Raw genomic sequence first — 26119 nt, 5'->3', positions numbered from 1 at the left:
CAGGAGGTGACACCATGTTTCAAATGACACTTTCTTTCAACGGCAGAACCGTCGCATAAGTGCAACAGAAACCCGCAATCCCTGGCTGAACCGAGCGCCGAGATTGATTTGCTACGTTGAACCGTTGGCAACATACTCAGCAATGGCGGCCCGGCTGCCACGCTGCCATATCAGGGTCAGCCAGCGGGCAAAGGCGTTGGAAAACTGTGTGCTGATTCCAAAATCACCGCTGTAGAAACCCTGTTCCAGCCAAAGCTCAGGATCAGCTTTGGACGCTTTTGCAGTGCTGTTCAGGCTTTCCCACTGGGGATCATTGGGGGTGATCTCGGAGCCATCTTCACGAATACCCGCGCACATCCGGCACCAGAACGCTTCGGCGAGGGCGAGCCCGTTTGCAGAAGACCCTGATGCAAGTGCATCACGCAGCGACGGCAGCAAAAATCCGGGATGTCTTGCCGATCCGTCGAATGCAACCCTGCGTGTGGTGTCGTGAATCGCCGTGTTCGCAAATCGGCTCTCGATCAACTCAAGGTACTCACTTGCAGTGGTTTCGGGAACCGCTTCGACATGCGGAAGGATTTCTTCGACCTACACTTTTCGAAAAAACGCCACGATGTCCGGGTCCTTCATGCAGTCGGCAATCGTCGGAACACTCAGTACTTCTCCGACATTCGCCAACAGTTGATGACCTCCGTTCAAAATGCGCAATTTCATGGTCTCGTAACCATGGACGTTGTTGGTCAGTATTGCGCCGACGTTTTCGAGGGGCGGACGTCCGGCGCAGAAGGCATCCTCGATGACCCATTGACGAAAGTTCTCATGCGAGACGGGCGCTCTGTCATCGACGCCAAGGGCGCGGCATTGCGATACCAATTGGTCGGTCGTCGCTGGTACGATGCAATCCACCATCGAGTTGGGAAACGCGCCACGCCTGTCGATCCAGTTGGCCAGTTCCGGGTCGGACATGCGCGCCAATCCCACAACACAGTTTCGCAAAATCGTTCCGTTGCCCTGAAGATTGTCGCAGCTGAGCGCCGTGAACGGGTTGAGGCATTCGGCGCGCCGTCGTCTGAGTGCCGCAACCATTGCGCCAAAGGCCGTACGGGGCTGATTGGGGTTTTCTGCGTCATGACGGATATCTGCGTGATCGAAATCGAATGCGCCGCTGTTGGCATCCAGAAAATATCCCCCTTCGGTAACAGTCAGCGAAACGATCCGGGTGGCCGGGTCGGCCATCGCGTGGATGAGGGCAGCGTTGTTTTCTTCGATCGGCAGGTAATCGATCATCGGGCCAATCACCTCGGCGGACATTCCGTTTGGCCCCAACTCGATCAGCGTTGTGAGGCAATCCTGCGCCAGCAATCGTTCTCGCATGACGGCGTCATAGCTTCGCACACCCGCTCCGACGATTGCCCAGTCATGGGCCAACCCCTGCTGCATGAGCCGATGGATATACCAGGCCTGATGCGCGCGATGGAAGTTACCCAATCCTATATGAACGATGCCCGGCGTCAGATCCGTACGTTCATACATCGGAGTCTTCACGGTGGTTGGCAGCTTGGAAAGGCTCTCTTGCCGCAGCCGTGCAGGGGTTTTTGCGTTCGCCACAGGGTCCATCAACTCATCCAATTTCCGCCGTCGACATTGTAAGTCTGCGCGACGATATACTTGGCCTCGTCAGAGGCCAGAAAAACCGCCATGCCCGTCAGGTCTTCCGCGCGCCCCATGCGGCCATATGGAACAGCTGCCGCCACTTCGCGCTTCTTCTGGCCAAGGGGCTTGCCTTCGTGTTTTGCAAAAAAGGCGTCCACGCCATCCCAGTGTTCGCCATCGACGACACCGGGGGCAATCGCGTTTACATTGATCCCATGAGAAATCAGGTTCAGCCCCGCTGATTGGGTCAGGGATATGATCGCCGCTTTGCTGGCGCAGTAGACAGCGACCAATGGTTCACCCCTTCGCCCGGCCTGCGAGGCCATATTGATAATTAGGCCTTTGGTTCCGTGTTTGATCATATGTTTGGCGACGGCCTGCATCGTAAACAGCGCGCCCGCGACGTTGATGTCAAACACACGATTGTAGTCGGCGCGCTCGATCTCGACGAATGGTGCGGCGCTGAAGATGGCCGCGTTGTTGATCAGAATGTCGATTGGGCCGAATTGCGCCGCGGTTTTGACTATGGCCTGATCGATGCTCTGCTGGTCGGTCACGTCCATTTCGACAGCGAAAGCTGCCGCGCCAATTCCAGCGACCGCGCCCTGCGCGCGCTGGATGTCGATGTCGGCGACGGCGACCCGCGCGCCCTCTGCCACATAGGCCTTGGCAAATGCCAATCCAATGCCCCGCGCAGCCCCTGTAATCAGGGCGGTTTTGCCCGTCAGACGTTTCATTCGATCCGCAGACCGTCTGCGTCAAGTCTGTGGATCACATCGGCACGTGGGGTCAGATGAATGCGATCCCCATGGCGGAAACCAACCTCGCCATCGGCACGAACAGTGATTGTCTCCGCCAGTCCGGTGTCGTGGACGTGGAAAAACGTGTCCGAACCAAGATGCTCAGAGACGCTGACACGCCCGGACCATTCTCCTTCGGACTCCGACACCGCGATGTGTTCCGGTCGAATGCCGATCGTTCGTGCGCCGTGCTTTGCCGCTTCGGGCCCTTCGATAAAGTTCATCTTTGGCGAGCCAATGAATCCTGCAACAAACAGGTTGCGAGGCGTTCGGTACAGTTCCAGCGGGCTGCCAACCTGTTCGATCACGCCAGCCTGGAGCACAACGATCTTGTCCGCCATCGTCATGGCTTCGACCTGATCGTGGGTGACGTAGATCATCGTTGTCGCGAGGCGTTCATGCAGCTCGCTGATCTCCAACCGCATGCCCACCCGCAACGCTGCGTCGAGGTTTGAAAGCGGTTCATCGAACAGGAACGCGGCCGGTTCACGAACGATTGCCCGACCAATGGCGACGCGCTGGCGTTGACCACCGGACAACTGGCCCGGGCGGCGATCCAGGTAATCGGTCAGGTTCAGGACGCCGGCCGCACCTTCAACCCGCTTGTCGATTTCAGCCTGATCCAGTTTCGCCATGCGCAGCGGAAAGGCGATGTTCTTGCGAACGGTCATATGCGGGTAAAGCGCATAAGACTGGAACACCATTGCCAGCCCCCGTTTGGCGGGCGGCACGTCTGTTGCGTCTGCTCCATCGATTTCTATGTGGCCACTGGTGATGTCTTCCAGCCCTGCGATCAGGCGCAGCAGCGTGGATTTTCCGCAGCCCGAAGGGCCGACGAAAACGGTGAACTCGCCATCTTCAATGGTCAGGTCCAGCGGAGGGATGACCTGAACGTCGCCGAAGCTTTTGGTCACGGACTTGAGTTGTATGCGTCCCATGAGGAATGCTCCTTATTTCACAGCGCCGAAGGTCAGGCCGCGGACAAGTTGTTTCTGGCTGAACCAGCCAAGGATCAGGATCGGTGCAATTGCCATGGTCGAGGCCGCGCTGAGCTTGGCAAAGAACAGGCCCTCGGGGCTGGAATAGCTGGCGATGAAGGCCGTGAGCGGTGCCGCGTCAACAGCGGTCAGATTGAGGGTCCAGAACGCCTCGTTCCACGCAAGGATAAAGTTCAGCAGGACGGTCGAAGCGATGCCGGGAATGGCCATGGGGGTTAGGACATAGAGGATTTCCTCTTTCAGCGTCGCCCCATCCATCCGCGCGGCTTCCAGAATTTCACCCGGAATTTCGCGGAAATAAGTGTAAAGCATCCAGACGATGATCGGCAGGTTGATCAGCATCAGCACCACGACCAACCCTCCGCGCGTATCCAGAAGGCCCAGTTGGATGAACAGCAAGTAGATCGGGTACAACACACCTACGGCTGGCAACATCTTGGTGGACAGCATCCACAACAGGATGTCCTTGGTTCGTTTGGACGGAACAAACGCCATCGCCCAGGCGGCGGGGACGGCGATGATCACGCCCAGCATGGTCGACCCACCGGCGATGATCACCGAATTCCACAAGAACCGCATATAGTCCGAGCGTTCCTGCACGATGGCGTAGTTTTCCAGCGTCCAGTCAAAGTTCAAAAACAGGGGCGGGCTGGCAATGGCCTGCGCTTCGGTTTTGAAGCTGGTCAGGATCGTCCAGAGGATCGGGAAGAAAATCAGCAGTCCAACAGCCCAGGCAAGGGCGGTGTTCAGCGATTTGCGTCGAGATGTGACAGCGCGGGCCATGGGTTTTCCTCCTCACGCGTCCAGGTTCTTGCCGACGATGCGCATCAGGAAGATCGCAACGATATTGGCAAGGATGATTGCGTAGACACCTCCGGCTGATCCAAGGCCGACATTCTGGCTTTCCAACACGCGCTGGAAGATCAGGTAGGTGAGTGTACGGGTGCCGAAAGCGCCGCCGGTGGTCACGAAGATCTCGGCGAAAATCGACAAAAGAAAGATTGTTTGGATCAGGATCACAATGGTGATCGCACGGCCCAGATGCGGCAGAATGATGTGATAAAAGCGCTTCAACGGCGGTGCACCATCCATCTCGGCTGCTTCCAGTTGCTCGCTGTCCAGCGACTGAATGGCGGTCAACAGGATCAGCGTTGCAAAGGGCAGCCATTGCCACGAAACGATCATGATGATCGAGGTCATCGACGCCTCGGACAACCACGAGATCGGCTCGGCCCCGAAAAAACGCCACAGATGGGCCAGCAAACCATTGACCGGGTCCATAAACATGTTCTTCCACACCAGCGCAGACACGGTGGGCATGACGAAGAACGGCGCGATGACAAGAATTCGGACAATGCCTTGCCCCCACATCGGCTGATCCAGCAGCATGGCAAGCAGAATTCCGAGAATGACGGTTATGATCAGAACACCGCCAACAATGACCAATGTTGCCTGCACCGCGGGCCAGAATGTACTGGACGAGACAAAGCGGACATAGTTGTCGAACCCGACCCAGCCCAGATCACCCCCGCGCAGAGGCAGATATTTTTTGAAAGAAAAGTACAGCGTCATCGTCAATGGCACGAGCATCCAGCCAAGCAGCAGGACCACTGCGGGTGCCATCATCAGGCGAGCAACGGATCGGGAGTGTTGAGTAGCCATTACGCAAACCCTCTCTGTTCAGGCGTAACTCAGCCTGCGAGAAAAACGCGAGTTGTGGAAGTGGAAGAGAGCAGGGGACAGATCACCTGTCCCCTACTGGGAGGGATGCCTCAGTACCCTGCGGCTTCCATTTCTTCAGCCGTAAAGGCCTGCGCCTTTTCAAGCGCTTCATCTACAGTCTGCTGTCCGGCATAAACCGCCGAGAATTCCTGACTGACCTGTGTGGCAATGCCCGCGAATTCCGGGATCGCAACGAACTGGATGCCAGTATAGGGTGTTGGCTTGGCACAGCAGTTCTGCGGGTTGGCCAACAGGATCGACTCGAGCGTCATCTTGGCGAACGGAATGTCCTTGTAGTTCGCATTCTCATAAAGCGAGGTACGCGCGCCCGGAGGGACATTGGCCCAACCTTCGTTTTCCGCCACCAGCTCGATGTAATCCTTCGAGGTCGCCCATTCGATGAACTGCTTGGCTGCATCCTCTTTCTGGGTTCCCGCCGGAATGGCCAGTGCCCATGCCCACAGCCAGTTGGCGCGCTTGTCGACGCCTTCCGAATTTGGTGCCAGAGCAAACCCGACCTTGTCCGCGACAGTTGAATCATCCGGATTTGTCACGAAGGACGCCGCAACAGTGGCGTCGATCCACATTCCGCACTTGCCCTGCTGGAACAGCGACAGGTTTTCGTTAAAGCCGTTGGTCGCGTAACCGGCAGGGCCGGATTCATTCATCATGTCGACAAAAAAGGTCAGCGCCTCTTTCCATTCGGGCTGATCAAACTGAGGTTTCCAGTCTTCATCAAACCATCGCGCACCAAAGGAATTCGCAGTCACGGTGATAAAGGCACCGCCTTCACCTCAACCCGCCTTGCCACGCAGGTAGATGCCGTTGATGTCGTTGTCACGGTCCGTCATCGCAGCCGCCGCCTCGCGGATAAACTGCCATGTCGGCGCCTCAGGCATCTCCATCCCGGCCTTTTCCATCAGGTCGGTGCGATACATGATCATCGAGCTTTCGCCATAGAACGGTGCCGCATACAGCGTGCCCTCATGGTTCAGGCCACCCGCCATCGCAGGAAGCAGATCGCCGACATCATATTCCTCTGACAGTCCATCCAAAGGAACCAACCAGCCATTCGCGCCCCAGATCGGCGTTTCGTACATGCCGATGGTCATGATATCGAACTGACCGCCCTTGGTGGTGATGTCGGTGGTAACACGCTGACGCAAGACGTTCTCCTCCAGCGTCACCCATTCCACGTCGATACCAGTCGCCTCGGTAAAGTTGTCGGTATAGCCCTGCATCCGAATCATGTCGCCATTATTGACGGTTGCGATCGTGATCGTTTCTGCATGGGCCGCGGCCGTTGCGACAAAGGTTAAAGCCGTCGCCGCACGAAGTGCGTTCTTCAAATACATCCTTGTCCTCCCTGAGCTTGGATGCCGTACACAGAAAGCAGTGTGTAAATTATCGCGGCGTCAATAAAAACTTTACGCGCGTTAAAATTTGCAGGTTACACGGAATCCCTCAAAACCAGTCTTGCGTGAAACAACGTTTCTGATCGCGTCTTGAATTTCCCGCCACTTTCAATGAGTTGAAACAGGGTTTCGACGCTGCGACCGGCAACATTGTCATAGTCATGAGCCGCCGTTGTAAGGGATGGGCAAGTGAACTGCGCGAAGGGATGGTCATCATTTGAGGCCACGCGCAGCGCGCAACTGTCATCACGACCGACGCGAATCCCCTGTTTGTAGCAAGCTGCAAGAAAGCCAATGGCCAGTCGATCATTGCTGCATAGTACCGAGTCGGTTCGCAAACCGCGTTCTTCCAGAACTTTCAGCGCCCCTCTTTGGCCGATTTCTTCAAACGCCCAACCCTTGCCTTCAACTTTGATTATGTGCGGCTCGAGCCCAAGACGTTCCATCACTTTGATATAGGCTTTCCTTCGCTTGTTGGCGTTTGGGTTCGCAGGTGTGCGCATTTCAAAAAACGAGGGCGGTTCGCCGGTACGGGTCATGTATTCGACGGTTTGCGAAACAAAACTGAAGTTATCAGAACCAACGAATGCAGCCCCCAAACCATCGAGATTACTGTCAAACAAGATCGTCGGAACATTGGCACAGAATTTCTCTATTGCTGATCTGTCCGAAACGCGTCCGAGAGGCGCCAAAAGTACCCCTGCCGGCTTCATGGATTGCAGACCGTCCAGAATTTCGTTTTCCAGCTTTTGTTCACCATGAGAGCTGAACAGGAACGGACGGTATCCGGCCGCGATACAGCTTTGTTCCAGATAGCGTGCGATTTCTGCAAAGAACGGATCGGCCAGATACGGTACGACGATACCGATATTCTTGGTAAGCTTCCGGTTCTGGTTCACCGCGTAAATGTTGGGGCGATAGTCGAACCGTTCCAGCGCCTCTTCTATTCGGGCCCGCGTCGTGGGGCGAACGCTGTCGGGATCGTGAAAGTATTTGGATACCGTGGGGCGCGAGATGCCGCTGAGCGCTGCAAACTCTTCCATATTCTTTATCTTGGTCATGCCAGTCTGCCTGCTGGTTTTGTTCGTCGTGAACTTATCATAGATTTACATATTCTTTGCGCGCGCTAATAAATCAATAGCCAGAGCGGCCTCGTGCAACCAGCGCGCGACAAGGCGTTCAAAGGGATTTCGAGAGTGACGCCGGCCTTTTTGCAAGATTCATTCAAATTGATGACAAGGCTGGCAAAACGTATCCAGGAAGGTCTGCGTGTGGCTTGGCCGGCGCTTACGGCCGATAACTGTGGACCGAACAGCAGGCTTGGACGGGGTAAGAAAAAGGCTAGAATAATATGATCGAACGCTGAACCCAAATTCTTGACGATCTTATCTAAGCGATTGGTTTTAAACTATGGATGCTATTGCCCAACTGACCAATTGGATGATTGCCGAGGGGCGTCGTTCGGATGACCCGGAAAAAGTGGTGTCATATTTCTGTTCGTCTCTGATCGAGGCGGGTGTGCCGCTCTGGCGGGTCAATATCGGTCAGCGTTTCGCCAATCCGCTGCTCATCGCATGGGGGATCGTCTGGACACCGGATGGCACCGAAAGCTATGACGTGACACATGAGACCATGCTGACGGATGGGTATGTCGGCAGCTCATTCGAGTACATTCTTGAACATCGGAAGCCACTTCACAAAAGTCTGCGGCAATTGAACCCCAGGACTGAGCACTCATCATATCTTGATTTCGCTGAGCTGGGTGGCACCGATTACTATGCTACGCTGCTTTATTACGGAGACGGATCGCTGCACGGCTGTACTTTTGTCACCCGGTCGCCAGACGGGTTCTCGCCCCAGAATCTGAAAATAATAGAGGATGCACTGCCCGCTCTGTCCTCTGCTCTTGAACCTGTCACGATGCGCAAGTCGTCCAAAGGCCTTCTCAGAACCTATCTTGGCGATGGGCCTTCTGATGCTGTGTGGAACGGGCGGATCAAGCGAGGGGAACGCACGACCCTTGACGCAGTTGTCATGTTCTCTGACCTGCGCGGTTTCACCGCTCTTTCGGACAGGGCATCCGAAGAGGACGTTTTCGACATGTTGAGTGGATATTTTGATCTGGTCGTGCAGTCTGTCGAAGAGAATGGCGGCGACATTCTCAAGTTTATGGGAGACGGCATTCTGTCGATATTCACTGTTGCGACACAGGAAGATTTGAACGCCCAATGCAAAAGGGCAGCACGGGCCGCTCAAAGCGTATTGACCGGTTTGGCCGCACTCAACCATCGCCGCGAAGAGGCTCGGAAGCCGCCTTTGGATATAGGCATCGGGATCAATGTCGGACAGGTCAGCTATGGCAATATCGGCAGTCCCGGCAGGCTGGATTTCACTGTTCTGGGTAGGGCAGTCAACCTCGCAAGCCGTATCGAGGGGTTGACGAAATCCCTGGGCCAAAGAGTTCTGGCGACGTCAGCCGTTGCCGCTGCTTCGCCTGACCTGTTCTCTGCTTGTGGGTTTCACGAAGTTCGAGGGCTTGCCGGATCCATCGAGCTGTACTCTCTCGTCGAAAAGGAGCATCAAGGCAGTCCCATGCCGGATCGCCACATTGATCCGGACAACATGGATTGAGAATCGCAAGCTTCTACATTGTCCTCAATGGCCGGTTTCGATTTGGGCTGCGGGCGACCGGGCCTCGCACTGCGCTGACTAAGGTCCCTTCGCAGGACCCTTGGACGAAACGTATTCGAGTTCAAGGACCTGGGCGCATCCGAAGCTGATGCTGCGGACACACCTGGCCTTTTCGTGTCACAAAGCAATCCGGGCCGAGGTCATGGCTTTTCCGTAACCACCCGCCATGAGGCCCGTGATCGCACCATTCTCGATGTCAAGTTCGACCTTTATCAGGCTCGGGCTTGCCGGGTTCATAAACACCCCTTGTTCGATTTCAAATGATCGCTGAGACGTGCCGCCGAAATCATTCAACACACATGCAAGTGGCCCTGCCGCCATCCCCGTGGCGGCTTCTTCATCTATCGCGTATCTGGGTGCGAACATACGGGTTGTGGCGTCCCGGCTGGTGATTGAAGGGTCTTTCGTGAATACATAATAGCCAATCAGATCCAGTTGCTCGCTGATTTGCTTGATTTTGGCCAAATCTGGTCTGATTTTGGCAAGGCCCGCCGCATCCGAAAGACCGACGAGGATGAAGCTGTTGCCGGTGTTGACCAAAACCGGAGTAAACCTCTGATCCAGGTCAGTTTTGTCGACCCCGAGAGAGCTCAGCACATCGTCGAGTTTCACGCCCTTTTCGATCCATTCCTGAGCACCCGAGTAGCGTGGGGCCAATTGTTCCATATAGGCGGCGCCGTCTTTCGTGAGTATGCGCCTGGGGCCATCAACAGTTTCCTTTGACGTATCGGGCTTGGGGATCCGGCCAAGCGCATCAAGGTGAGAGAAGGCGGCGATTGTTGCATGACCGCAATGAGCGATGCGCCGGTTCGGTGTGAAGAAATCCAGCTTGAAGCCTTCCGTCTTGGACCGCGAGACAAACGCCGTCTCGGACAATCCAATTCTTGCCGCCACGGTTTGCATATCTTGCGCGCTCAGATCATCAGCGTCCAGAACGACGCCTGCGGGATTTCCTCCGGTGCCACCGTCGACAAACCCGTGCACGATTTCAACCGTGACTTCCTTGGCAGTGTTTGCTTGCGTGTTCATTGATCGTCTCCAAACATGAGGCCGCGCCCTTGATCGAGGCGCGGCCAGTTGCGCATCAGTTGCTGGCGGCGCTGATGCGGTTCAGGAATGCAGTCATCTGTTCCGCAATTTCAGGCCCATATTCTTCCAGCGCGAAGTGTCCGGTATCAAGCAGATGAAACTCAAGATCCTTCAGGTCGCGTTGATAGGGCAGGGCGCCTTCGGCCGGAAAGATGTGATCATTCTTACCCCACATCAGCAGCGCAGGTGGTTGATGCTCACGAAACAACGCCTGCCATTTCGGGTACTCGGCGACGTTGGTGCCGTAGTCCAGGAAAAGTTCAAGTTGCACCTCCTGATTACCTTCGCGATCAAGCAGGTATTGGACGTGCCAATAGTTGTCCGGGCTGATCAGTTCCGGCCTCTGTACACCATGGGTGAACTGCCATTTGGTCGCATCCAGAGTAAGAAACCCACGAAGCTGGTCGCCATTCTCTTTCGAGGGGTCGGCCCAATAGGCTTTGATCGGGTCCCAGAATTCGCGCAGCCCTTCCTCATACGCATTGCCGTTCTGAATGACGAAGCCGGTGACCCGTTCGGGCTGTTCGGCAAACATCCGGAATCCAACCGGGGCACCATAGTCCATCAGATAGACCGCGTATTGATCGACACCCTTCCGATCCAGCAGGGAGGTCATGATTTCGGCGATATTCGCAAAGGAATACTCGAAGTCTTCGGCTTGCGGCATGTCCGACGCCCCAAATCCAGGGAAATCGGGCGCGATCACGTGATAGTGCTTGGCCAGTTCGGGGATAAGGTTGCGGAACATATGTGACGAGGTCGGAAACCCATGAAGCAACAGAACGGTTGGCCTGCTCGGGTCTCCGGCCTCACGATAGGCGATATTGACCTCGCCGATTTTTTCGGCGCGGAAACTGACCGCTTGTGTGGCTTCAATGCCAGTCTCATTGGCGATTGCAGGGGCCGGAGTTAATGGCACCGCGATGGTAAGCGCGAGAAGACTGGCGCTGAGGATGGATTTCAGATTGCGCGACATGGGTATTTCCTTTCTTGGGGTTTTGGGGGCGCGTCTGAACGCGCGGGGTTCAGCATCGGTCAGCGTTTATGGCCGGGCTTTTCGTTGCGCTCTGCGTTTTGAGCTTTCACTTCCGCCAGTTCATCGCGAAGCGGCGCCATGTGCTCTTCAAACTCTTCCAGGGTCAGGCGTTGGGGGATGTGCTGCGGGCAGTTCCAGTCCATCGCTTCAAGCTTGATCACAATGGCCCGCTCTGGGTGGCCCCTGTAATTCGGGTCATGCAAACGTTGCATCAGGGCCGGATCATCCGCGCCATCAACAAGTTTCGCCCGGCCCCAGATCTTGAGGCGTCTCCGGTTGGGATAGTCCATCAGGATCAAAGAAATGCGGTCGTTGTTCAGCAGGTTACCTGCGCTCAGATATTGCCGGTTGCCGCGAAAATCCGCGTAGGCCAGCGTCCGTTCATCCAGCACTTTCAGAAAGCCTGCCGGTCCGCCGCGGAATTGAACATAAGGCCAGCCGGTTTCAGAGACGGTCGCCTGATAAAAGCCGTCCCTTTGTGCGATGAAGCTGGCTTCGACCGGGCTGATGAGGTCTTCCTGAACAGCGCCGGCTAGAAACTTTGCGTAGCCTTCAGCCGATCCGTTCTTGGCCTGTGTTGCACGTACAGAAGGCGTAAAACTGATTTCTGCAAATGGGCGTGTCATTGAATTCTCCATCTCAGCCGGGCAGAGCCCTGGGGTTGAGGTGAAGCTAGTCAAAGCCTTGGTGTTGCAGAATATCCCTATTTGGCAATATATTATTCCAAAATATGGAATAGTTGTTTGGATAGATTTCACGCACTGAGCGTTTTTGTGAAGGTGGCCGAGCTGAAAGGCTTTGCGGCCGCGGCGCGCCACCTCAATATGTCGCCACCAACGGTAACCCGACTGGTCTCCATGCTGGAGGACAGCCTGGGGCTTCGTCTTTTTGTGCGCACCACGCGATCAGTCATGCTGACGGACAGCGGGCGAAGGTTCTTTGAAGATGCCAGACGCATTTTGATGGATCTCGAGGAGGCAGAGCGTGCCGCCGTCGGCTCCTATGCCGAACCGACCGGGGAACTCAGCGTGACCGCATCTGTGTTGTTCGGCCGTATGTTCGTCACTCCGATTCTGGGTGAATTTCTGGAACTGCATCCAAAGATCTCTGCGCGCACTCTCTATGTGGACCGCGTGGTCAATCTGGTGGATGAGGGCCTCGACGTCGGCATCAGGATTGGAAATCTTGCAGACTCAAGCCTGATGGCCTTGAGATGCGGTGCGGTGAGGCAGGTCGTGTTTGCCGCTCCGGCATATCTCGATACGCGCGGCGAACCAGACACACCCGACGACCTGGCCAATCACGCCATCATAAACTCAACCGCCCTGCACGCCTCGGCCCAATGGCATTTTCAAAAAAGCGAAATGGTTATGACAAAGCGCGTAAACCCGCGCATCAGCATGAACACCAATGACGCGGTGATCGAGCTGGCGCTGCAAGGGCATGGCATCGGGCGGCTTTTGTCCTATCAGGTTGCACCCCACGTTGCGGACGGGCGGCTCAGGACCGTTCTGAATTCGTATGAACCACCCGAGGTCCCCATCCATCTTGTGCATCAAGAGGGCCGCACCGTGTCTGCAAAAGTGCGCGCTTTTGTCGATTTTGCGGCCAAGCGTCTCAAATCCGACCCCTATTTGGATGGATTCCGACACAGGCCTGAGAGTTAGGCCAAAAGATCCGCCGAACCACGCCATCCGGTCGCGGCCAGCATCACCACGGTCCTGACCGACAGATCACTCTGGGTATGCCCTTTGAGGTGATGCAGCGCGGGGTCTGCCCATATGCGAACATGTGCAACAAAGCTCGCCACCAACCGGATTTGCCGGCACGAAACTGAAATCTCAGATCCCGGGTGCATACGCTTTTCGAAGCGATAGGGCCAGCATTGAGCATACAATCACATTTGACCCGCTGCTTAGTCGGTCTTGCCCCAAGCATCGTGCGCGATCAGCGCGGCCTCGACCCGGTTTCGGGCGTGGAGCTTGGACAGGATTGCCGTCATATAGTGCTTTACGGTTTTTTCCTGAAGATCCAGTTGATCTGCGATCTCCCGATTGCTCATCCCCTTCGCCACGCGTCGAAGTATTTCTTCCTCGCGATGCGTGAGATCATCCAGAACATCACTGTCTTTGGAAGCTTCCGCCTCTCTGTTGATCTGAAGCAGCACGCGCGAGGCCAGCCCGGGCGACACGAAACCTTCACCTGCGGCGATGCTGCGCAGTGAGGCCGTCAGTTCGCTGGCTGTCACACCTTTGACGATGTAGCCGATTGCCCCTGCTTCCAAAGCATCCGCAACGTCACTGTTGTTCTCCGAGACCGTCAATATCGCGATGAATGGCGGATTTGCCATGGCCGCGATTTTTCGCGTCGCATTTATGCCGCCTCCGGGCATCGAAAGATCGAGGATGGCGATGTCAGGTTGATGAATGCCGACAAGTGAAATTGCCTCATCCGCGCTCGAGCCGGCAGCGAGAACTTCGAAACCATCGGCTTCGTCCAATGTCCGGTGCAATCCGTCCCTGAAAATCGGGTGATCGTCCGCTATTACGACAGATGTTGTCATGACGTACTCATCTTTCTGGGAAATAGTGTCATTGTGACAGAGGTGCCTTTGCCAGGGCTTGACCTGACTTCGAACCTGCCGCCGATACTCTCAACCCGATCTCGCAAACCCAAGAGCCCCTGGCCTCCATCGTCACGCAGTACTTTTCCGTCCGAGGGGTCAAATCCGGGCCCCTCATCGTTGACATGAATGACGACCCGATCGTTATGCGCCTCGCAAATGACGGTGCATCGAGAATTCGGAGCATACCTGGCGGCATTGGAAAGCGTTTCCTGAAGGAACCGGAAAACACACAGCTTGTCGGACACGGACAACTCGATCGTCTGGCTTCCCTGAAGTGAAACATGCGGCCGCAACGGGCTGTGTTCCGAGTGATCTTCTATCGCTCTTTTCACCACATCAATCAGCGCCAGATTGTCGATGTCCGGAGCGGACAACCCCCGCGACAACGCTCGAATTTCGGCCAGGGACTTCTGCAAAGACTGTTGAATCTCCTCGGCCTCAGCAGGCTTTTCAGGCCTGTCCGAGAATGCCGCCTCCAACCTGAGGGCCGCGAGGGACAGATATTGAGCGGGACCGTCATGAAGCTCGGAACCAAGTTTCTTCAGAAACCGGTCTGTTTGCGTGGCATATCGTTCCGACGCTTCGACCACGCGCGACCGCAGCCTGGCGTTCTGCTCTGCCATCTGCTCACTCTCTTTCAGACGCCGCTCCAACAGGCGCCCCTGACGTCGAATGGTGTTGTCACCGATTGCCACGATGGAAAACAGCACGATTGTACTTGCCGCAAACGCTGACCCGACGACCAGCCAGCTTGTCCGGCGGGCTCTGGCCATATCAACTTCCAGCTGTTCAGCTTTCTCGTAAAACTCTGCAACTGCAATGATATCTCCTGACCAGAGTTCTCGGATCGGGCTGTACACTTCAAGTAGCGGGATCCCAAGTGCTGCTTCTGCGGCGCTTTCAGCATGGTCGAGATCTTCGAAAGAACCCGAAATCTCTCCGCTCCAGGCTCGGCTCAGATCATCAGTCGGGTCGAAGCGGCGTCCAATGATGGTTGGATCCGATGCGTGCGCGATCACGCCGCCTTGTTTCCAAAACTTGAAGGACACAATGCGGTCACGCAGTGGCTGGGTCATGAAAATTTCGTCCAGTGCCCGCCTTGCTTGATCGGAAAGACGATCCCCGTATGCAAGTTCCTGACTGAGAGGGGATACGATGCTCTCCATATACAGCGCTGCGGAGTTGGCGGAGTTTTGGACAACTGCATTCTCGATCCGATTTGACACCCACACGCCAACTATCGCGGTGGCCGTTCCCATCACGACAACGCAGGCCGCAAGAAAAACTCGCGACAATGACCAATTGCGAACTGACAGATCGGAAATCTCGGGTCTCATTTCGTGTTCAACTATGAACGACAATTCCTGACCGCACCACCGACCTTGGTCTGAACTCATCAGTGTTCGGATTCGAAACTTGGACCCTGTCAGACCCCTTGATCGCGCAATCGCGCAGACGGCGGGCAGAAAGCGCGCGTGGCCTTGCAGGAGGTACACGGAGTTCGTTCAAAACTCCGTCCAGACGACCAGCGCATCGGCCCAAAGCCGTCCTCGGAGGAGCCACACCTACGGGCGAGTATTTTTTTGTCACCCCGGCAGAGCAATGGACAGGCGTTCAACCAAAGCTCTTTGCACAATGGCAAATCTGGGAGTGCGCGCTATCTCGTCCAGAGTCGCCACCCAGAGCGGAACATCTATTCCGGGATCAATTTCTGACGACCGATGAAGCCGAGGATCCGCGTTCCCGATAAACGAGGGCAGAAACGCTTTGCCCGCCCCGGAGGCCGCCATCTGCTGAAGCACCAAAAAGCTGTCTGCTCCGTTGGTCATTTCATCGGCGCTGACATGTTCGGCCAACCATTTGGCGGGAAGCGAGCGGCTCAACGCCCCATCAAGCCTCATCCATTTTCGGTTTGGGGAACCGTCGTCAAAAACGCCGAATGACAGGGTTCCTGCACGTTCGCTGACAAGCCCTTCCTCAAGTTTGATCGAGGGTCGCACGGCGATGTCCGCGGTCAACCTTGACAGATCATGATGGCTGTTGCCGCTTAACAAAGTCAGTTCCAAGTCGGGGTAGAGCCGCGATATCTCAGTCAGAATTTGAGGCAAAACAAGCTGACAAAGGCTGTCCGTGGACGCAATGCGGACCTGACCCGCAGGGGACCGGTTGGCACCAACAATTGCCCGCTCTACGGAAAGTACGGCCTCTTCAACGCTTTCCATCGCCGAAAGAATGGCTCTGGCCTCGGGCAGGGCGGTGTACCCTGACGGGTGTTTTTGAAAGATCACGCATCCAAAACGGTCTTCAAGCGCGGCGACTCTGCGCAGCACCGTTGCATGAGTAACACCCAGCGCCCCGGCAGCCGCATTCAGCGATCCGTGTTTCCTTACGGCCAGCGCGTACCGAAAATCATCCCAGTTTTGGTTGTGCATAAATTAACAAGGAACGACGAATAACAAACAATTACAAGAAAAATTGTTCAGGTTAATATCCGACGCATTGAACAGGGAGACACACAATGATCAAGAAAATCCCGGCCGTTGCTACAGGTTTGTTGTCGGTAGCCATCATTGGATCAGCCATCGCCCATGAAAGCGAAAATCCTGCGGTGAAGGCTCGGACCTCAATCATGCAGCTCTATGCCTTCAATCTTGGCACATTGGGCGGCATGGCCAAGGGAGAGGTTGAATATGATGCCGAGGCAGCAACCCGGGCCGCAAATAACCTGGTTGTTCTGACGCAGATCGATCAATCTGCGATGTGGCCTGCCGGATCCGACAATGCGTCCGACCCGTCCACCCGAGCCTTGCCAGCCATCTGGGAGAACTTCCCGGATGTAAGTGCAAAAGGTCAGGCCATGGCTGAAGCCGCGGTTGCGATGCAGGCGGCGGCAGGCCAGGATGTCGATGCCCTGAAAGCGGCGATGGGTGATCTGGGCGGATCGTGCTCGGCATGTCACAAAGCTTACAGGGCGCCGAAAGACTAAAGGAGCGCTGGCCATGCGGCGTTTGTTCATTTTCGCCGCAGGTATTGCTGTACTGGTCGGGCTGGTCGGTTTGGTGCTGACCCGTCCGAAAACAGTTGACCAGACACAACTGAATGGGGTTGTTCCGGATCTCAGTCGAGGTGAGACAGTGTTTTACGCGGCTGGATGCGCGTCCTGTCATTCTGCTCCGAACGCAACGGGTGAGGAAAAGCTGGTGCTCGCTGGCGGCCGTCGGTTTGCGTCGGATTTCGGCACGTTCATAGCCCCGAACATATCCAGTGATCCGGTTACCGGCATCGGATCGTGGTCCGCATTGGATCTGGCCAATGCTCTGCTTCACGGGACCGGGCCCGAAGGACAGCACTATTTCCCCGCATTTCCCTATACGTCCTACGCCAACATGTCAGCCGAGGACGTTGTTTCACTGCATGCCTTCCTCGGCACTCTGCCGGCGGTTCCAACCCAAAGCGCAGCGCAAGAGGTTGGCTTTCCCTTCAACATTCGACGCGGGCTGGGCGGGTGGAAGCTGTTGTATCTGAAACCGGGCTGGGTTGTGCAAGGCGATCTGACTGACCAACAAATTCAAGGCCGATACCTGGTAGAGGTGTTGGGACATTGCGCAGAATGTCACACGCCGCGTAACGGGTTAGGAGGCCTGAAACGCGATCTCTGGCTGACAGGTGCACCAAACCCCAGCGGAAAGGGACGCATCCCCGGGCTGACTTCTGCCCAACTGGATTGGTCCGAGGCTGATATTGCCGAATATCTGAAATCCGGCTTCACACCGGACTATGACAGCGCGGGTGGTGAGATGGTGGAAGTCATCGAAAACACATCCCGCCTTACGGATGACGACCGTCTGGCGATTGCGGCCTATCTCAAGGCCGTGCCCGCGTCACCGACAGGCTCGCCGTCAGAGTAACCCTTTTTGGCGCCATGCGGCCGATGCCAGATGTCCTTGCCAGCCGTCAGCACGAAGCCGCAAGGCCTATTCCCTTTTCGCCAAACTCCTGTTTTACGTTCTGGGCACCGGAACGCAGCACACGCCCGCGTTTCTGTTCATGATTGATTGAGGGTCGTGGCCAAATGACACAAAAGATAGCGCTTTGGTCCATTCCGATATCCCTGGCGGTACTGGCCCTGAAGCTGCTGGCCTGGTGGCTGACAGGTTCGGTGGCGTTGTTGTCGGACGCGATGGAATCCACCGTCAATGTCTTGGCGGCCCTGCTGGCTTATTTTGCGGTTCGGGTCGCAAACAAGCCCCCTGATGAAAACCACCCCTTTGGTCACAAGAAAGCCGAGTATCTTTCCGCTGTCGTCGAAGGCGCATTGATTGTGTTGGCGGCGTTCTTGATCATCAGAGAGGCCGTGCTGGCACTTCCCACCCCACATCTTGAGGATGCGCCTTTTCTTGGAATCGCCGTCAATGTCATTGCAACGGGCGTGAATGGCGCATGGGCCTACTTATTGCTCAGAATCGGTAGGCGCGAGGGGTCGCCTGCATTGGAGGCAAGCTCGCGGCATATTTTTACAGATGTCATGACGTCAGCGGGTGTCATCGCGGGACTCATGCTTGCACTTGTCACCGGCTGGCTGATCCTTGACCCGATCCTTGCAATTCTGGTCGCGCTGAACATCCTGTGGGAAGGATGGAAAGTCATTCGAGCGTCCGTTGACGGCCTGATGGATGTGAGCCTTTCCGACCATGACCTGCAAGTTGTTTCCGACACCATTGAAAACAATCTTGGCGCTGCGCTGGAGTATCACGACCTCAAGGGACGCAGATCCGCAAATATCATCTTCGTCGAGTTTCACCTCGTTGTGGACGGCGCGATGTCGGTCAGCGCAGCGCATGACATCTGCAACGAAGTCGAACACGCATTGGAACGCATTTATCCTGGTTCTGTCTTTGTCATTCATCTGGAGCCCGATGATGAGTTGAAGGGCAACGGAGCAAAACCGAGCCAAGTCTCCTAAACCACTCTCCTAAACCACTCGGTGCAATCGATTACGACGGAAGTCGTGGTTTTGGCCGGGACGTTCGGCCTGCAATTCGTCAGACCTAAGCCCGATGTCGGGAAGCAACGCCCCGGGTAATCTGTCACCGACACCATGAGATGGGTCGAACAGAACTGGAGGCGAAAAAATGAAACTTCAAGGAAAACTGGGCCAGCTTCTCAGCACCGCAGCTCTGGCTTCGTTGATTGCCGCAACGCCTTACGCGCCGAAGTTTGACGCGGAAGGGCGCTTGCACCTTGAACCAGCCTATGCCTTTGCCAAAAGCGGCAGCGGAAAAGACGGGGATGGCGGCGATGATGATCGGGGGGATGATCGTGGCGGCGAACGGGACGACAACTCGGGGTCGGGCAACAGTGGTCGCGGGGGTGATCGCGACGACGACAGGGACGATGACCGCGACGACGACAGGGACGATGATCGCAACGACAATTCCGGATCCGGCAAAGGTGGTCGCGACGATGATGACGATGATGACGACGACGATGATGATGACTCGAAGCGGTCGAACCGAGGCAGCGGCAAAAAGGATCAATCCCGGTCAGGAGGCGGGTCATCGCGCACTGCCGGCGTAACCAAGGTTGAGACGAACGCCAACGGCATCGAAGTGCGTTATGCCGATGGAACCAAAGAAGAAATCGAAAACGGTCGGTATGAAAGAAAGAATGCTCAGAACCGCACTGTGGAAGAACGGCTGGCGACAGGTGCCGATGTCTCAAGGCTCCGGTCATTGGCAGATGGTATCTCCATCGACAACGTGCGCGCGTCCGGCCAAGGAGGTTCTGCGGGAAGCCGCCCGACGAAGGTTGAACGTCAGGGCAACAATATCGAAGTAAACTATGCCAATGGCTGGAAAGAAGAGATCGAGTTTGGCCGTTACGAATTGAAGGACCCGTTCAACCGAACCGTTGTCGAGAGAAATGCAACCGCCGCTGACCGCCGGAGATTGCAGGCGGCAGCCAACTAGGCAACAATAACAGGTCGAAAGACAAAAGGCGGCTTCTCATCGTCAGAGGCCGCCTTTTCCTATCGTCATTGCCGCCGGTTATTGGCGTACTGCATTGCGATCAAGGGCTTCTTGCCCAAAGTGCTGACGCAAGATCCCGCCTAATACGACAGGCACGGGTATAAATGTCGCAACCCGCCATGACCCGAAGTTTCATGTATGTCCTGCCCCTTTCGCGCTTGCAACAACAACCCATCCACTGGTTGTGAACCCTGATCCTAGCGTTCACCGCGCCGATAGGGTGCCATCAGCGCAGCAGGCACCTCGGCCCTGCGGGCGACGAGAACGAGCGCGACGATGGAAAGCACATAGGGCGCCATCAGGAAGAGTTGATATGGCACGCCTTCAATCGCCGTTTGCAGCCGCAATTGGTATGCATCGAAAAAGGCAAACAACACGGCGCCAATCAACGCCTTGCCGGGCCGCCAGCTTGCGAACACAACCAGCGCGATGCAGATCCAGCCGCGTCCTTGAACCATGCCCGGAAAAAAACTGTTGAACGCCGTTGTCGTCAGGAACGCGCCACCCACTGCCATCAACGCTGATCCAACAACCACTGCTCCAATGCGAATGCGAATGGGGTTCAGCCCCTGCGCCTCGACCGCGTGCGGGTTTTCACCTGTCATGCGAATGGCCAGCCCCAACGGTGTCCGGGCAAGGACGTAAGCCATCACAGCCACCGCAAACAGCGCCAGATAGGTCGGCAGGGCCTGGGAAAACAGGATCGGACCCAGAATGGGGATGTCGGAAACACCCGGAACATCGAGAGGCTGGAAAGGTTCTATCGTCGGGGGCAGATCGCCCACTTCAACAAGCAACCGGTAAAGGTAGTAAGCCAACGCGGACGCAAACAGCGTAATGCCAAGCCCCGATACATGTTGCGACAAACCAAGCGGGACCGTCAGCATGGCGTGCAGCAATCCCATCACCGCGCCGCAAAGCGCGGCAATCATCAGGCCCACCAGCAAAGGTGCGCCCATGTAGACGGCAAGCCAACCGCTCATCGCGCCCATGGTCATGATCCCCTCGATCCCCAGATTGAGAACACCCGAACGTTCACAGAGCAACGCGCCGAGGACTCCGAAAATAAGCGGCGTTGCAATGCGCAGCACGGACGCCCAGAGGCTGGTATTCAGCAGCAGGTCAATTGCATCACTCATCGGCGCACCCGGTAAGTTGTGAAAAGAAGGGCCACGATCATGGTGAGCAGGCAGAGCGCCACGATCACGTCGGCAATGAAGCTGGGAACGCCGGTTGCGCGGCTCATGGCGTCGGCCCCGACAAAGACGGTGGCAACGAAAACCGCGGCTGCGACCACGCCCGCCGGATGCAATGCGGCAAGCATTGCGACGACGATACCGGCATATCCGAATCCGGGGCTCATGGTCGTGGTGACCCCAGCTGTGACGCCCATGACTTCGACGGAACCTGCCAGCCCTGCCAAAGCGCCTGAAAGCAGGGCCACACCCATGATCGTTTTGGGAAGGGAAATTCCGGCAAAGGCGGCGGCACCGGCGTTCAAGCCTGCGGCGCGTGTTTCAGCCCCAAAAACCGTGCGGGCCAGGATCAGCCAAACAACACCTGCTGCCGCGATGGCAAAAAGCAACCCGATATGAAGGCGCGTGCGGGGAATAAGATCCGGCAGGCGGTACTCTCCGCCCACGGGCACTGAGGAAGGCCAACCAAAGGCCATCGGATCGCGCATCGGACCCTCGATCATGAGGCCGACGAAAAGGATCACAATGAAGTTGAGCAGCAGGGTCGTCACCACCTCATCCACCCCGAAACGCAGGCGCAAATAAGCGGGGCCCGCCAACAGGGCCGCACCCGCCGCCATGCCCGCCAGCATCAAAATCGGTATACCGATCCACCCGGGAACCCCGAGAGAATGCCCGATCCAGGCGGTAATCAGTGCGCCGACAAAGAACTGCCCCTCGCCGCCGATGTTCCAAAGACGGGCCCGAAAGGCGACGGCCGCGGCAAGCCCGGTGAATATCAGCGGCGTGGCGCGGGTCAGCATCTCGGTGATCGAAAGGCGCGAACCAAGGGCGCCGGTCAGCATTTCACCATAGGCAGTCAGCGGGTTGACACCTGCCGCTGCGATTAAACCCGCAGCCAATAACAACGCAGTAAAGATCGCGGCCAGCGGCGCAATGACCACAAGGTACAGCGGTACATATGTGCGTCGTTCAAGCCGCATCATCATCTTCCTTCCAGACACCTGCCATCATCAGGCCAAGGCGTTGCGGGTCAGCCTCATCAGCGGATATCGGTTTCGACAATCGACCCTTTACGATGGCCTGAATCCGGTCTGAAAGAGCTACGGCTTCTTCAAGTTCTTCTGAAATAAGCAGGATCGCAGCACCCTCGGCCCGTGTGGCCAGAAGCTCGGCATGAACTGCGGCAATTGCCCCTTCATCAAGGCCCCGCGTCGGCTGGTTGGCGAGCACGAAACGCGGTCCGTTGGTCAGGACCCGCCCCAGGATCAATTTTTGCATGTTGCCGCCAGACAGCAGCCGTGTGCGCGTGTCGGGACTGGCCCCTCGGATATCAAACCGTTCGATAAGCCCTGCGGTGTATTCTCGGGCGGCGCGTTGTCGGACAAAGCCTCGGCGCGAAAACTCCGGTGTGCGCAGACGTTCAAGAACTGCATTTTCCCACAGGCTCAATTCACCCACGACACCTTCTGCATGGCGGTCTTCCGGTACCCTGCCGGCGCCAGCCTGGATCATGCCACGCGGGCCCAGATGGCCGATATCCTTGTTCAGCAGTGTCAACTGCCCGGCGTTAGGGTGGATCAATCCAGACAACAGCCCGCCAAGCGAGGCCTGACCATTGCCTGATACGCCGACGATACCAAGGATCTCGCCTGCATGGACGGTGAATGACACGTCATCCAGCCGCAATTCACCGTCTTCTTCCACGCGCACATCGTTTGCGACCAGAACCGGCGCGCCAATCTCGTGGTCTTGACGAACGGGTCGTTCCACCTTGCGGCCAACCATCAGTTCCGCCAACTCTCCGGGGGTGGTTTCAGGGGTCCTGCGTTCCGCGACCAACCTACCGCCACGAAGAACGGCAACACGGTCAGAGGCCGCCATGACCTCATGCAGTTTGTGACTGATGAAGATAAGCGACAGACCCTCTTTCGTCATGTCGCGCAGCGTCTCAAACAGGCGCATTGCCTCGGGCCGGGCCAGAACGGCCGTGGGTTCATCCAGAATCAGTATGCGCGCGTCTCGGTACAGCGCTTTCAGAATTTCGACGCGTTGACGTTCACCCACGGAAAGGGACTTGATCTTGTCGTCGGGGTTCACGGGCAGACCAAACCGATCCGCGATCTTCAACAACTTTGCGCGCGCCTCGCCACGAGCGGACCGTGCGCGTGTAAGGGGTTCTGAACCAAGCATGACGTTTTCAAGAACCGTGAGGTTGCCCGCAAGCGTAAAGTGCTGGTGTACCATGCCCACACCCACCTCGATCGCTGCGCGGGGCAGACCCGGAGGCAACGCTTTGCCAAACACCCTGACAGAGCCTTCGTCTGCTGCGTAGTGGCCGAACAGGATGTTCATCAGCGTCGTTTTGCCTGCGCCATTTTCACCCAACAATGCAAGGATTTCACCCTGGGCCAATGACAGGGTCACATCATCATTGGCGGTAAGCGTTCCAAAACGCTTTGTTATGCCGTGAAGTTCCAGAACCTTGTTCATGTGGGCAGGCCTGCGATTGGAGACGGAAAGGTAAGTTCGGGCGCACGCGCCTCGATCAGAGCACCAAGTTTCAGCAGCGCAACATCCGAGCCGGGTGGTCCCATCAGTTGCACACCGATTGGCAGGCCATTTGCCATGCCAAAAGGCAATGCCAAAGCCGGCAAGCCTGCAACATTGGCAAGCGCTGCGTTTGGGGCGAAGGCCTCCAGCCGCGCCATGTGTTCATCCGCGGAGGCGCCAGAAAGGTCCAAAGTGCCGATAACGGGCGGCGCAGACGATAGGACCGGCATCAGGACAGCATCCACAGAACTGAAAATCTTGCGAGCACGATATGTCAGGCGCGCAAGCTGTCTTGAGGTCGCAAAAAGCGCGGTGGCAGATGTGGCACGGCCCTCGGCAGCCATGGCGGCGGCAAGCGGTGGAACCTGATCATCAGATATCCTGAGTGCAATGAGCCACTCGGCCAGCGAAACAGCCAGTATCGTGCGGGCAATTGCATGAGCCTCGGCCCCCATCTCGTCCGGGGTACAAATGTCATGCACCTCGCAGCCTGCATCGCGCAGAGCGTCAGCCGCATCCTTGGCGGCTTTGCACTGGTCAGTTCTGCAACGCTCGGGCAGTGCCAATGCAATGCGGGGGCGGTCCGCCGGATGTACCGGGGCCATGGGCTGGGCTACGGCTTGAAAGGCGGTTTCCACATCGCGAACGGACCGCGCCAGAACCAGTTCTGACGCTATCCCCATCAGGTGATTGGTAAAATCAGGGCCTCCGGGCACCGCACCACGTGACGGCTTGAGCCCGGTCAAGCCGCAGCACGCGGCTGGGACTCTGATAGATCCGGCCGCATCCGTGGCATGAGCAATGGCGACGATGCCGCCTGCAACCGCAGCCGCGGCGCCGCCAGATGAGCCACCGGGCGTCAACGCGGGATTCCACGGATTGCGGGCCGCAGCCATGCCATCTGGTTCGCATGTCAGGGAAAGGCCGAATGGCGGTGTTGCCGACACGCCAAAAGGGATCAGGCCGGTCTGGCGCAAATCCTGCAACAGGCAGCTGTCAGTTTCGGATTTTCGCCCTTGCGCGCGGATTGCCGCAGACCCGGCAGCAGCGGGCAGCCCTTTGGCGGAACCGCCGAGGTCTTTGACCAGGAACGGAACCCCGTGAAAAGGCCCGCGTCGATCAGATGGCGCTGCATCTGCCGCCCTCGCGCCGGCGCGGGCCATATCTTCGTCCAGAAACACCACGGCGCCCAGATCCGCCTGCGCGTGGCAGGCGGAAAGGCTTGCTTCCATCGCATCGGTGGCAGTGATCTGCCCCGCAGAAACGGCAGCAGCAAGAGCCGTGGCGTCGGTCACGTCAAAACCCCCGGGATCAGGAGGGTTCGCTTTCGTCGATCGGAACGTCCCATTCGCCGGATTGGATCGCGGCCTGTTTGGCCTCCATCGCAGGGATGGCGTCGGCAGGCACTTCGTCGGCGACATAGATCAGCTCATTGCCGCCATGGGCCATGAAGGAATATTCAGTATAGTTGCGCCCGGTGGGTTTGCCGGCCTGAACATCCGCCACGATGGCTTCGATGGTTGGCCCATAATTCCATATCGCGTTGGCAAAGACCGTACCGGGATAGCGCGGTGTATAATCGATAAGTGAACCGATGGCTTTCACACCACGCGCCTGAGCCGCATCCGCCGTTCCGATCCGTTCACCAAACAGGATGTCCGCGCCCGCATCGATCTGGGCAATCGCGGCTTCCTGCGCGCGGGCGGGATCAAACCATGCTCCGATGAAACCGTTGAGGAAAGTGGCGTCAGGGTTCACTTCACTGACGCCCATCCGGAAAGCATTGATCAGCAGGTTCACCTCGGGGATCGGATAACCGCCGACCGAACCATAGACATTGTTTTCCGACATTCGGCCGGCAAGCATTCCGGCCAAATAGGCCGCCTCGTGGTTGCGGGTGCCGAAGACACCGAAATTGTCGCCCTCCGGTCCGCCAGAAGACCCCATCAGAAACGCGGTATCGGGGTAGTCACCCGCCACTTCGCGTGCTTCGCGTTCCACCGCGTAGGACTCGCCCCAAATGATTTGCGCACCGCCTTCGGCATATTCGCGCATCGCACGGGGATAGTCGGTCGGAGCTACACCCTCGGAAAACTCATATTCGATCAGACCAGCCTCGGCGGCTTCCTGCATCGCCACATGGATCCGGCTGTTCCATGCGTTTTCGACCGGAGACATATGCACGCCAGCGACGCGGATCGCAGATTGTGCATTGGCGCGGCGGACATAAGCCGGCAGGGCCAGCGTGGCCGCAGCGCCGACCATCAGTTGGCGACGTGTTGTGGTGAGTTTCATCGGAGTATCCTCTTCT

General features: G+C 57.0%; 22 protein-coding genes and 2 pseudogenes. 6 read left to right on the top strand and 18 right to left on the bottom strand.

Features of this window, described 5'->3' with window-relative positions; translation table 11 throughout:
* Positions 1–111 precede the first annotated feature (111 nt).
* From GOW56_RS04880 to GOW56_RS04850, 7 genes and pseudogenes are all read right to left on the bottom strand, one after another.
* Positions 112–1617, bottom strand: a pseudogene (locus GOW56_RS04880) (mannitol dehydrogenase family protein).
* Positions 1617–2390 (bottom strand): L-iditol 2-dehydrogenase, encoded by a 774-nt coding sequence (locus tag GOW56_RS04875; RefSeq protein ID WP_171205155.1) that lies wholly within the window; start codon positions 2388–2390, stop codon positions 1617–1619. Before GOW56_RS04875 ends, GOW56_RS04880 begins: the two are co-directional and overlap by 1 nt.
* Positions 2387–3391: an ABC transporter ATP-binding protein gene (locus GOW56_RS04870; RefSeq protein WP_171205154.1), complete on the bottom strand. Its 1005-nt coding sequence runs from the start codon at positions 3389–3391 to the stop codon at positions 2387–2389. The genes GOW56_RS04875 and GOW56_RS04870 overlap by 4 nt, the downstream gene beginning before the upstream one ends.
* Before the next feature lie 12 nt (positions 3392–3403).
* Positions 3404–4234, bottom strand: a complete 831-nt coding sequence (locus tag GOW56_RS04865) for a carbohydrate ABC transporter permease (protein WP_152460301.1) — start codon at positions 4232–4234, stop codon at positions 3404–3406.
* Between the two features lie 12 nt (positions 4235–4246).
* Positions 4247–5113 carry a carbohydrate ABC transporter permease gene (locus GOW56_RS04860; RefSeq protein ID WP_152460300.1) on the bottom strand — a complete coding sequence of 289 codons (867 nt, stop codon included), beginning with the start codon at positions 5111–5113 and terminating at the stop codon, positions 4247–4249.
* A gap of 110 nt (positions 5114–5223) precedes the next feature.
* Positions 5224–6528 (bottom strand): annotated as a pseudogene (locus tag GOW56_RS04855) (sugar ABC transporter substrate-binding protein).
* Positions 6529–6623: 95 nt separating this feature from the next.
* Complete coding sequence (locus GOW56_RS04850) at positions 6624–7649, bottom strand: LacI family DNA-binding transcriptional regulator (protein ID WP_171205153.1); 1026 nt, start codon at positions 7647–7649, stop codon at positions 6624–6626.
* Positions 7650–7998: 349 nt separating this feature from the next.
* Here GOW56_RS04850 and GOW56_RS04845 point away from each other — a divergent pair, with 349 nt between their 5' ends.
* Complete coding sequence (locus tag GOW56_RS04845; RefSeq protein WP_171205152.1) at positions 7999–9219, top strand: adenylate/guanylate cyclase domain-containing protein; 1221 nt, start codon at positions 7999–8001, stop codon at positions 9217–9219.
* Between the two features lie 177 nt (positions 9220–9396).
* Here the strand turns inward: GOW56_RS04845 and GOW56_RS04840 are convergent, their stop codons facing one another.
* The 3 genes from GOW56_RS04840 to GOW56_RS04830 are packed head-to-tail and all read right to left on the bottom strand — an operon-like array spanning position 9397 to position 12030.
* Positions 9397–10308, bottom strand: a complete 912-nt coding sequence (locus GOW56_RS04840; RefSeq protein WP_171205151.1) for a PhzF family phenazine biosynthesis protein — start codon at positions 10306–10308, stop codon at positions 9397–9399.
* Between the two features lie 55 nt (positions 10309–10363).
* Complete coding sequence (locus GOW56_RS04835; RefSeq protein ID WP_171205150.1) at positions 10364–11344, bottom strand: alpha/beta fold hydrolase; 981 nt, start codon at positions 11342–11344, stop codon at positions 10364–10366.
* Positions 11345–11403: 59 nt separating this feature from the next.
* Positions 11404–12030, bottom strand: a complete 627-nt coding sequence (locus tag GOW56_RS04830; RefSeq protein WP_171205149.1) for a pyridoxamine 5'-phosphate oxidase family protein — start codon at positions 12028–12030, stop codon at positions 11404–11406.
* Between the two features lie 117 nt (positions 12031–12147).
* On the opposite strand from GOW56_RS04830, the gene GOW56_RS04825 reads away from it, so the two are divergent.
* Positions 12148–13071 (top strand): LysR family transcriptional regulator, encoded by a 924-nt coding sequence (locus tag GOW56_RS04825; RefSeq protein WP_171205148.1) that lies wholly within the window; start codon positions 12148–12150, stop codon positions 13069–13071.
* Between the two features lie 248 nt (positions 13072–13319).
* On the opposite strand, the gene GOW56_RS04815 is transcribed toward GOW56_RS04825, so the two are convergent.
* From GOW56_RS04815 to GOW56_RS04805, 3 genes are all read right to left on the bottom strand, one after another.
* Complete coding sequence (locus tag GOW56_RS04815; RefSeq protein ID WP_171169648.1) at positions 13320–13967, bottom strand: response regulator transcription factor; 648 nt, start codon at positions 13965–13967, stop codon at positions 13320–13322.
* Positions 13964–15106: a sensor histidine kinase gene (locus GOW56_RS04810; protein WP_171205146.1), complete on the bottom strand. Its 1143-nt coding sequence runs from the start codon at positions 15104–15106 to the stop codon at positions 13964–13966. Before GOW56_RS04810 ends, GOW56_RS04815 begins: the two co-directional genes overlap by 4 nt.
* A 510-nt stretch (positions 15107–15616) precedes the next feature.
* Entirely contained in the window at positions 15617–16462 is an 846-nt protein-coding gene (locus GOW56_RS04805; protein WP_171205145.1) for a LysR family transcriptional regulator, read from the bottom strand.
* Between the two features lie 86 nt (positions 16463–16548).
* On the opposite strand from GOW56_RS04805, the gene GOW56_RS04800 reads away from it, so the two are divergent.
* From GOW56_RS04800 to GOW56_RS21665, 4 genes are all read left to right on the top strand, one after another.
* Positions 16549–17016 carry a cytochrome c gene (locus tag GOW56_RS04800; protein ID WP_152460289.1) on the top strand — a complete coding sequence of 156 codons (468 nt, stop codon included), beginning with the start codon at positions 16549–16551 and terminating at the stop codon, positions 17014–17016.
* Positions 17017–17029: 13 nt separating this feature from the next.
* Entirely contained in the window at positions 17030–17938 is a 909-nt protein-coding gene (locus tag GOW56_RS04795) for a cytochrome c (protein WP_171205144.1), read from the top strand.
* A gap of 164 nt (positions 17939–18102) precedes the next feature.
* Positions 18103–18993, top strand: coding sequence for a cation diffusion facilitator family transporter (locus GOW56_RS04790; protein WP_174831714.1), 891 nt, complete (start codon positions 18103–18105; stop codon positions 18991–18993).
* Positions 18994–19162: 169 nt separating this feature from the next.
* A complete protein-coding gene (locus GOW56_RS21665) occupies positions 19163–19999 on the top strand; it encodes a hypothetical protein (RefSeq protein ID WP_174831712.1) in 837 nt (278 codons plus the stop codon).
* A 257-nt stretch (positions 20000–20256) separates the two neighbouring features.
* Here GOW56_RS21665 and GOW56_RS04780 read toward each other — a convergent pair whose 3' ends face one another.
* The 5 genes from GOW56_RS04780 to GOW56_RS04760 are packed head-to-tail and all read right to left on the bottom strand — an operon-like array spanning position 20257 to position 26103.
* Complete coding sequence (locus tag GOW56_RS04780; protein WP_171205143.1) at positions 20257–21198, bottom strand: ABC transporter permease; 942 nt, start codon at positions 21196–21198, stop codon at positions 20257–20259.
* Positions 21195–22238, bottom strand: a complete 1044-nt coding sequence (locus tag GOW56_RS04775; protein ID WP_171205142.1) for an ABC transporter permease — start codon at positions 22236–22238, stop codon at positions 21195–21197. Before GOW56_RS04775 ends, GOW56_RS04780 begins: the two co-directional genes overlap by 4 nt.
* A complete protein-coding gene (locus GOW56_RS04770; RefSeq protein ID WP_171205141.1) occupies positions 22228–23748 on the bottom strand; it encodes an ABC transporter ATP-binding protein in 1521 nt (506 codons plus the stop codon). Before GOW56_RS04770 ends, GOW56_RS04775 begins: the two co-directional genes overlap by 11 nt.
* On the bottom strand, positions 23745–25103 hold the full coding sequence (locus tag GOW56_RS04765) for an amidase (protein WP_171205140.1): 1359 nt from the start codon (positions 25101–25103) through the stop codon (positions 23745–23747). Before GOW56_RS04765 ends, GOW56_RS04770 begins: the two co-directional genes overlap by 4 nt.
* A gap of 16 nt (positions 25104–25119) precedes the next feature.
* The gene (locus GOW56_RS04760) at positions 25120–26103 is read right to left on the bottom strand and encodes a BMP family protein (RefSeq protein WP_171205139.1); all 984 of its coding nucleotides are present in this window, start codon (positions 26101–26103) and stop codon (positions 25120–25122) included.
* Positions 26104–26119: the final 16 nt, after the last annotated feature.

It is taken from the genome of Ruegeria sp. HKCCA0235A (assembly GCF_013033235.1).
Lineage (GTDB): Bacteria > Pseudomonadota > Alphaproteobacteria > Rhodobacterales > Rhodobacteraceae > Ruegeria.
This window is presented reverse-complemented; position numbering and strand designations above follow the sequence as displayed.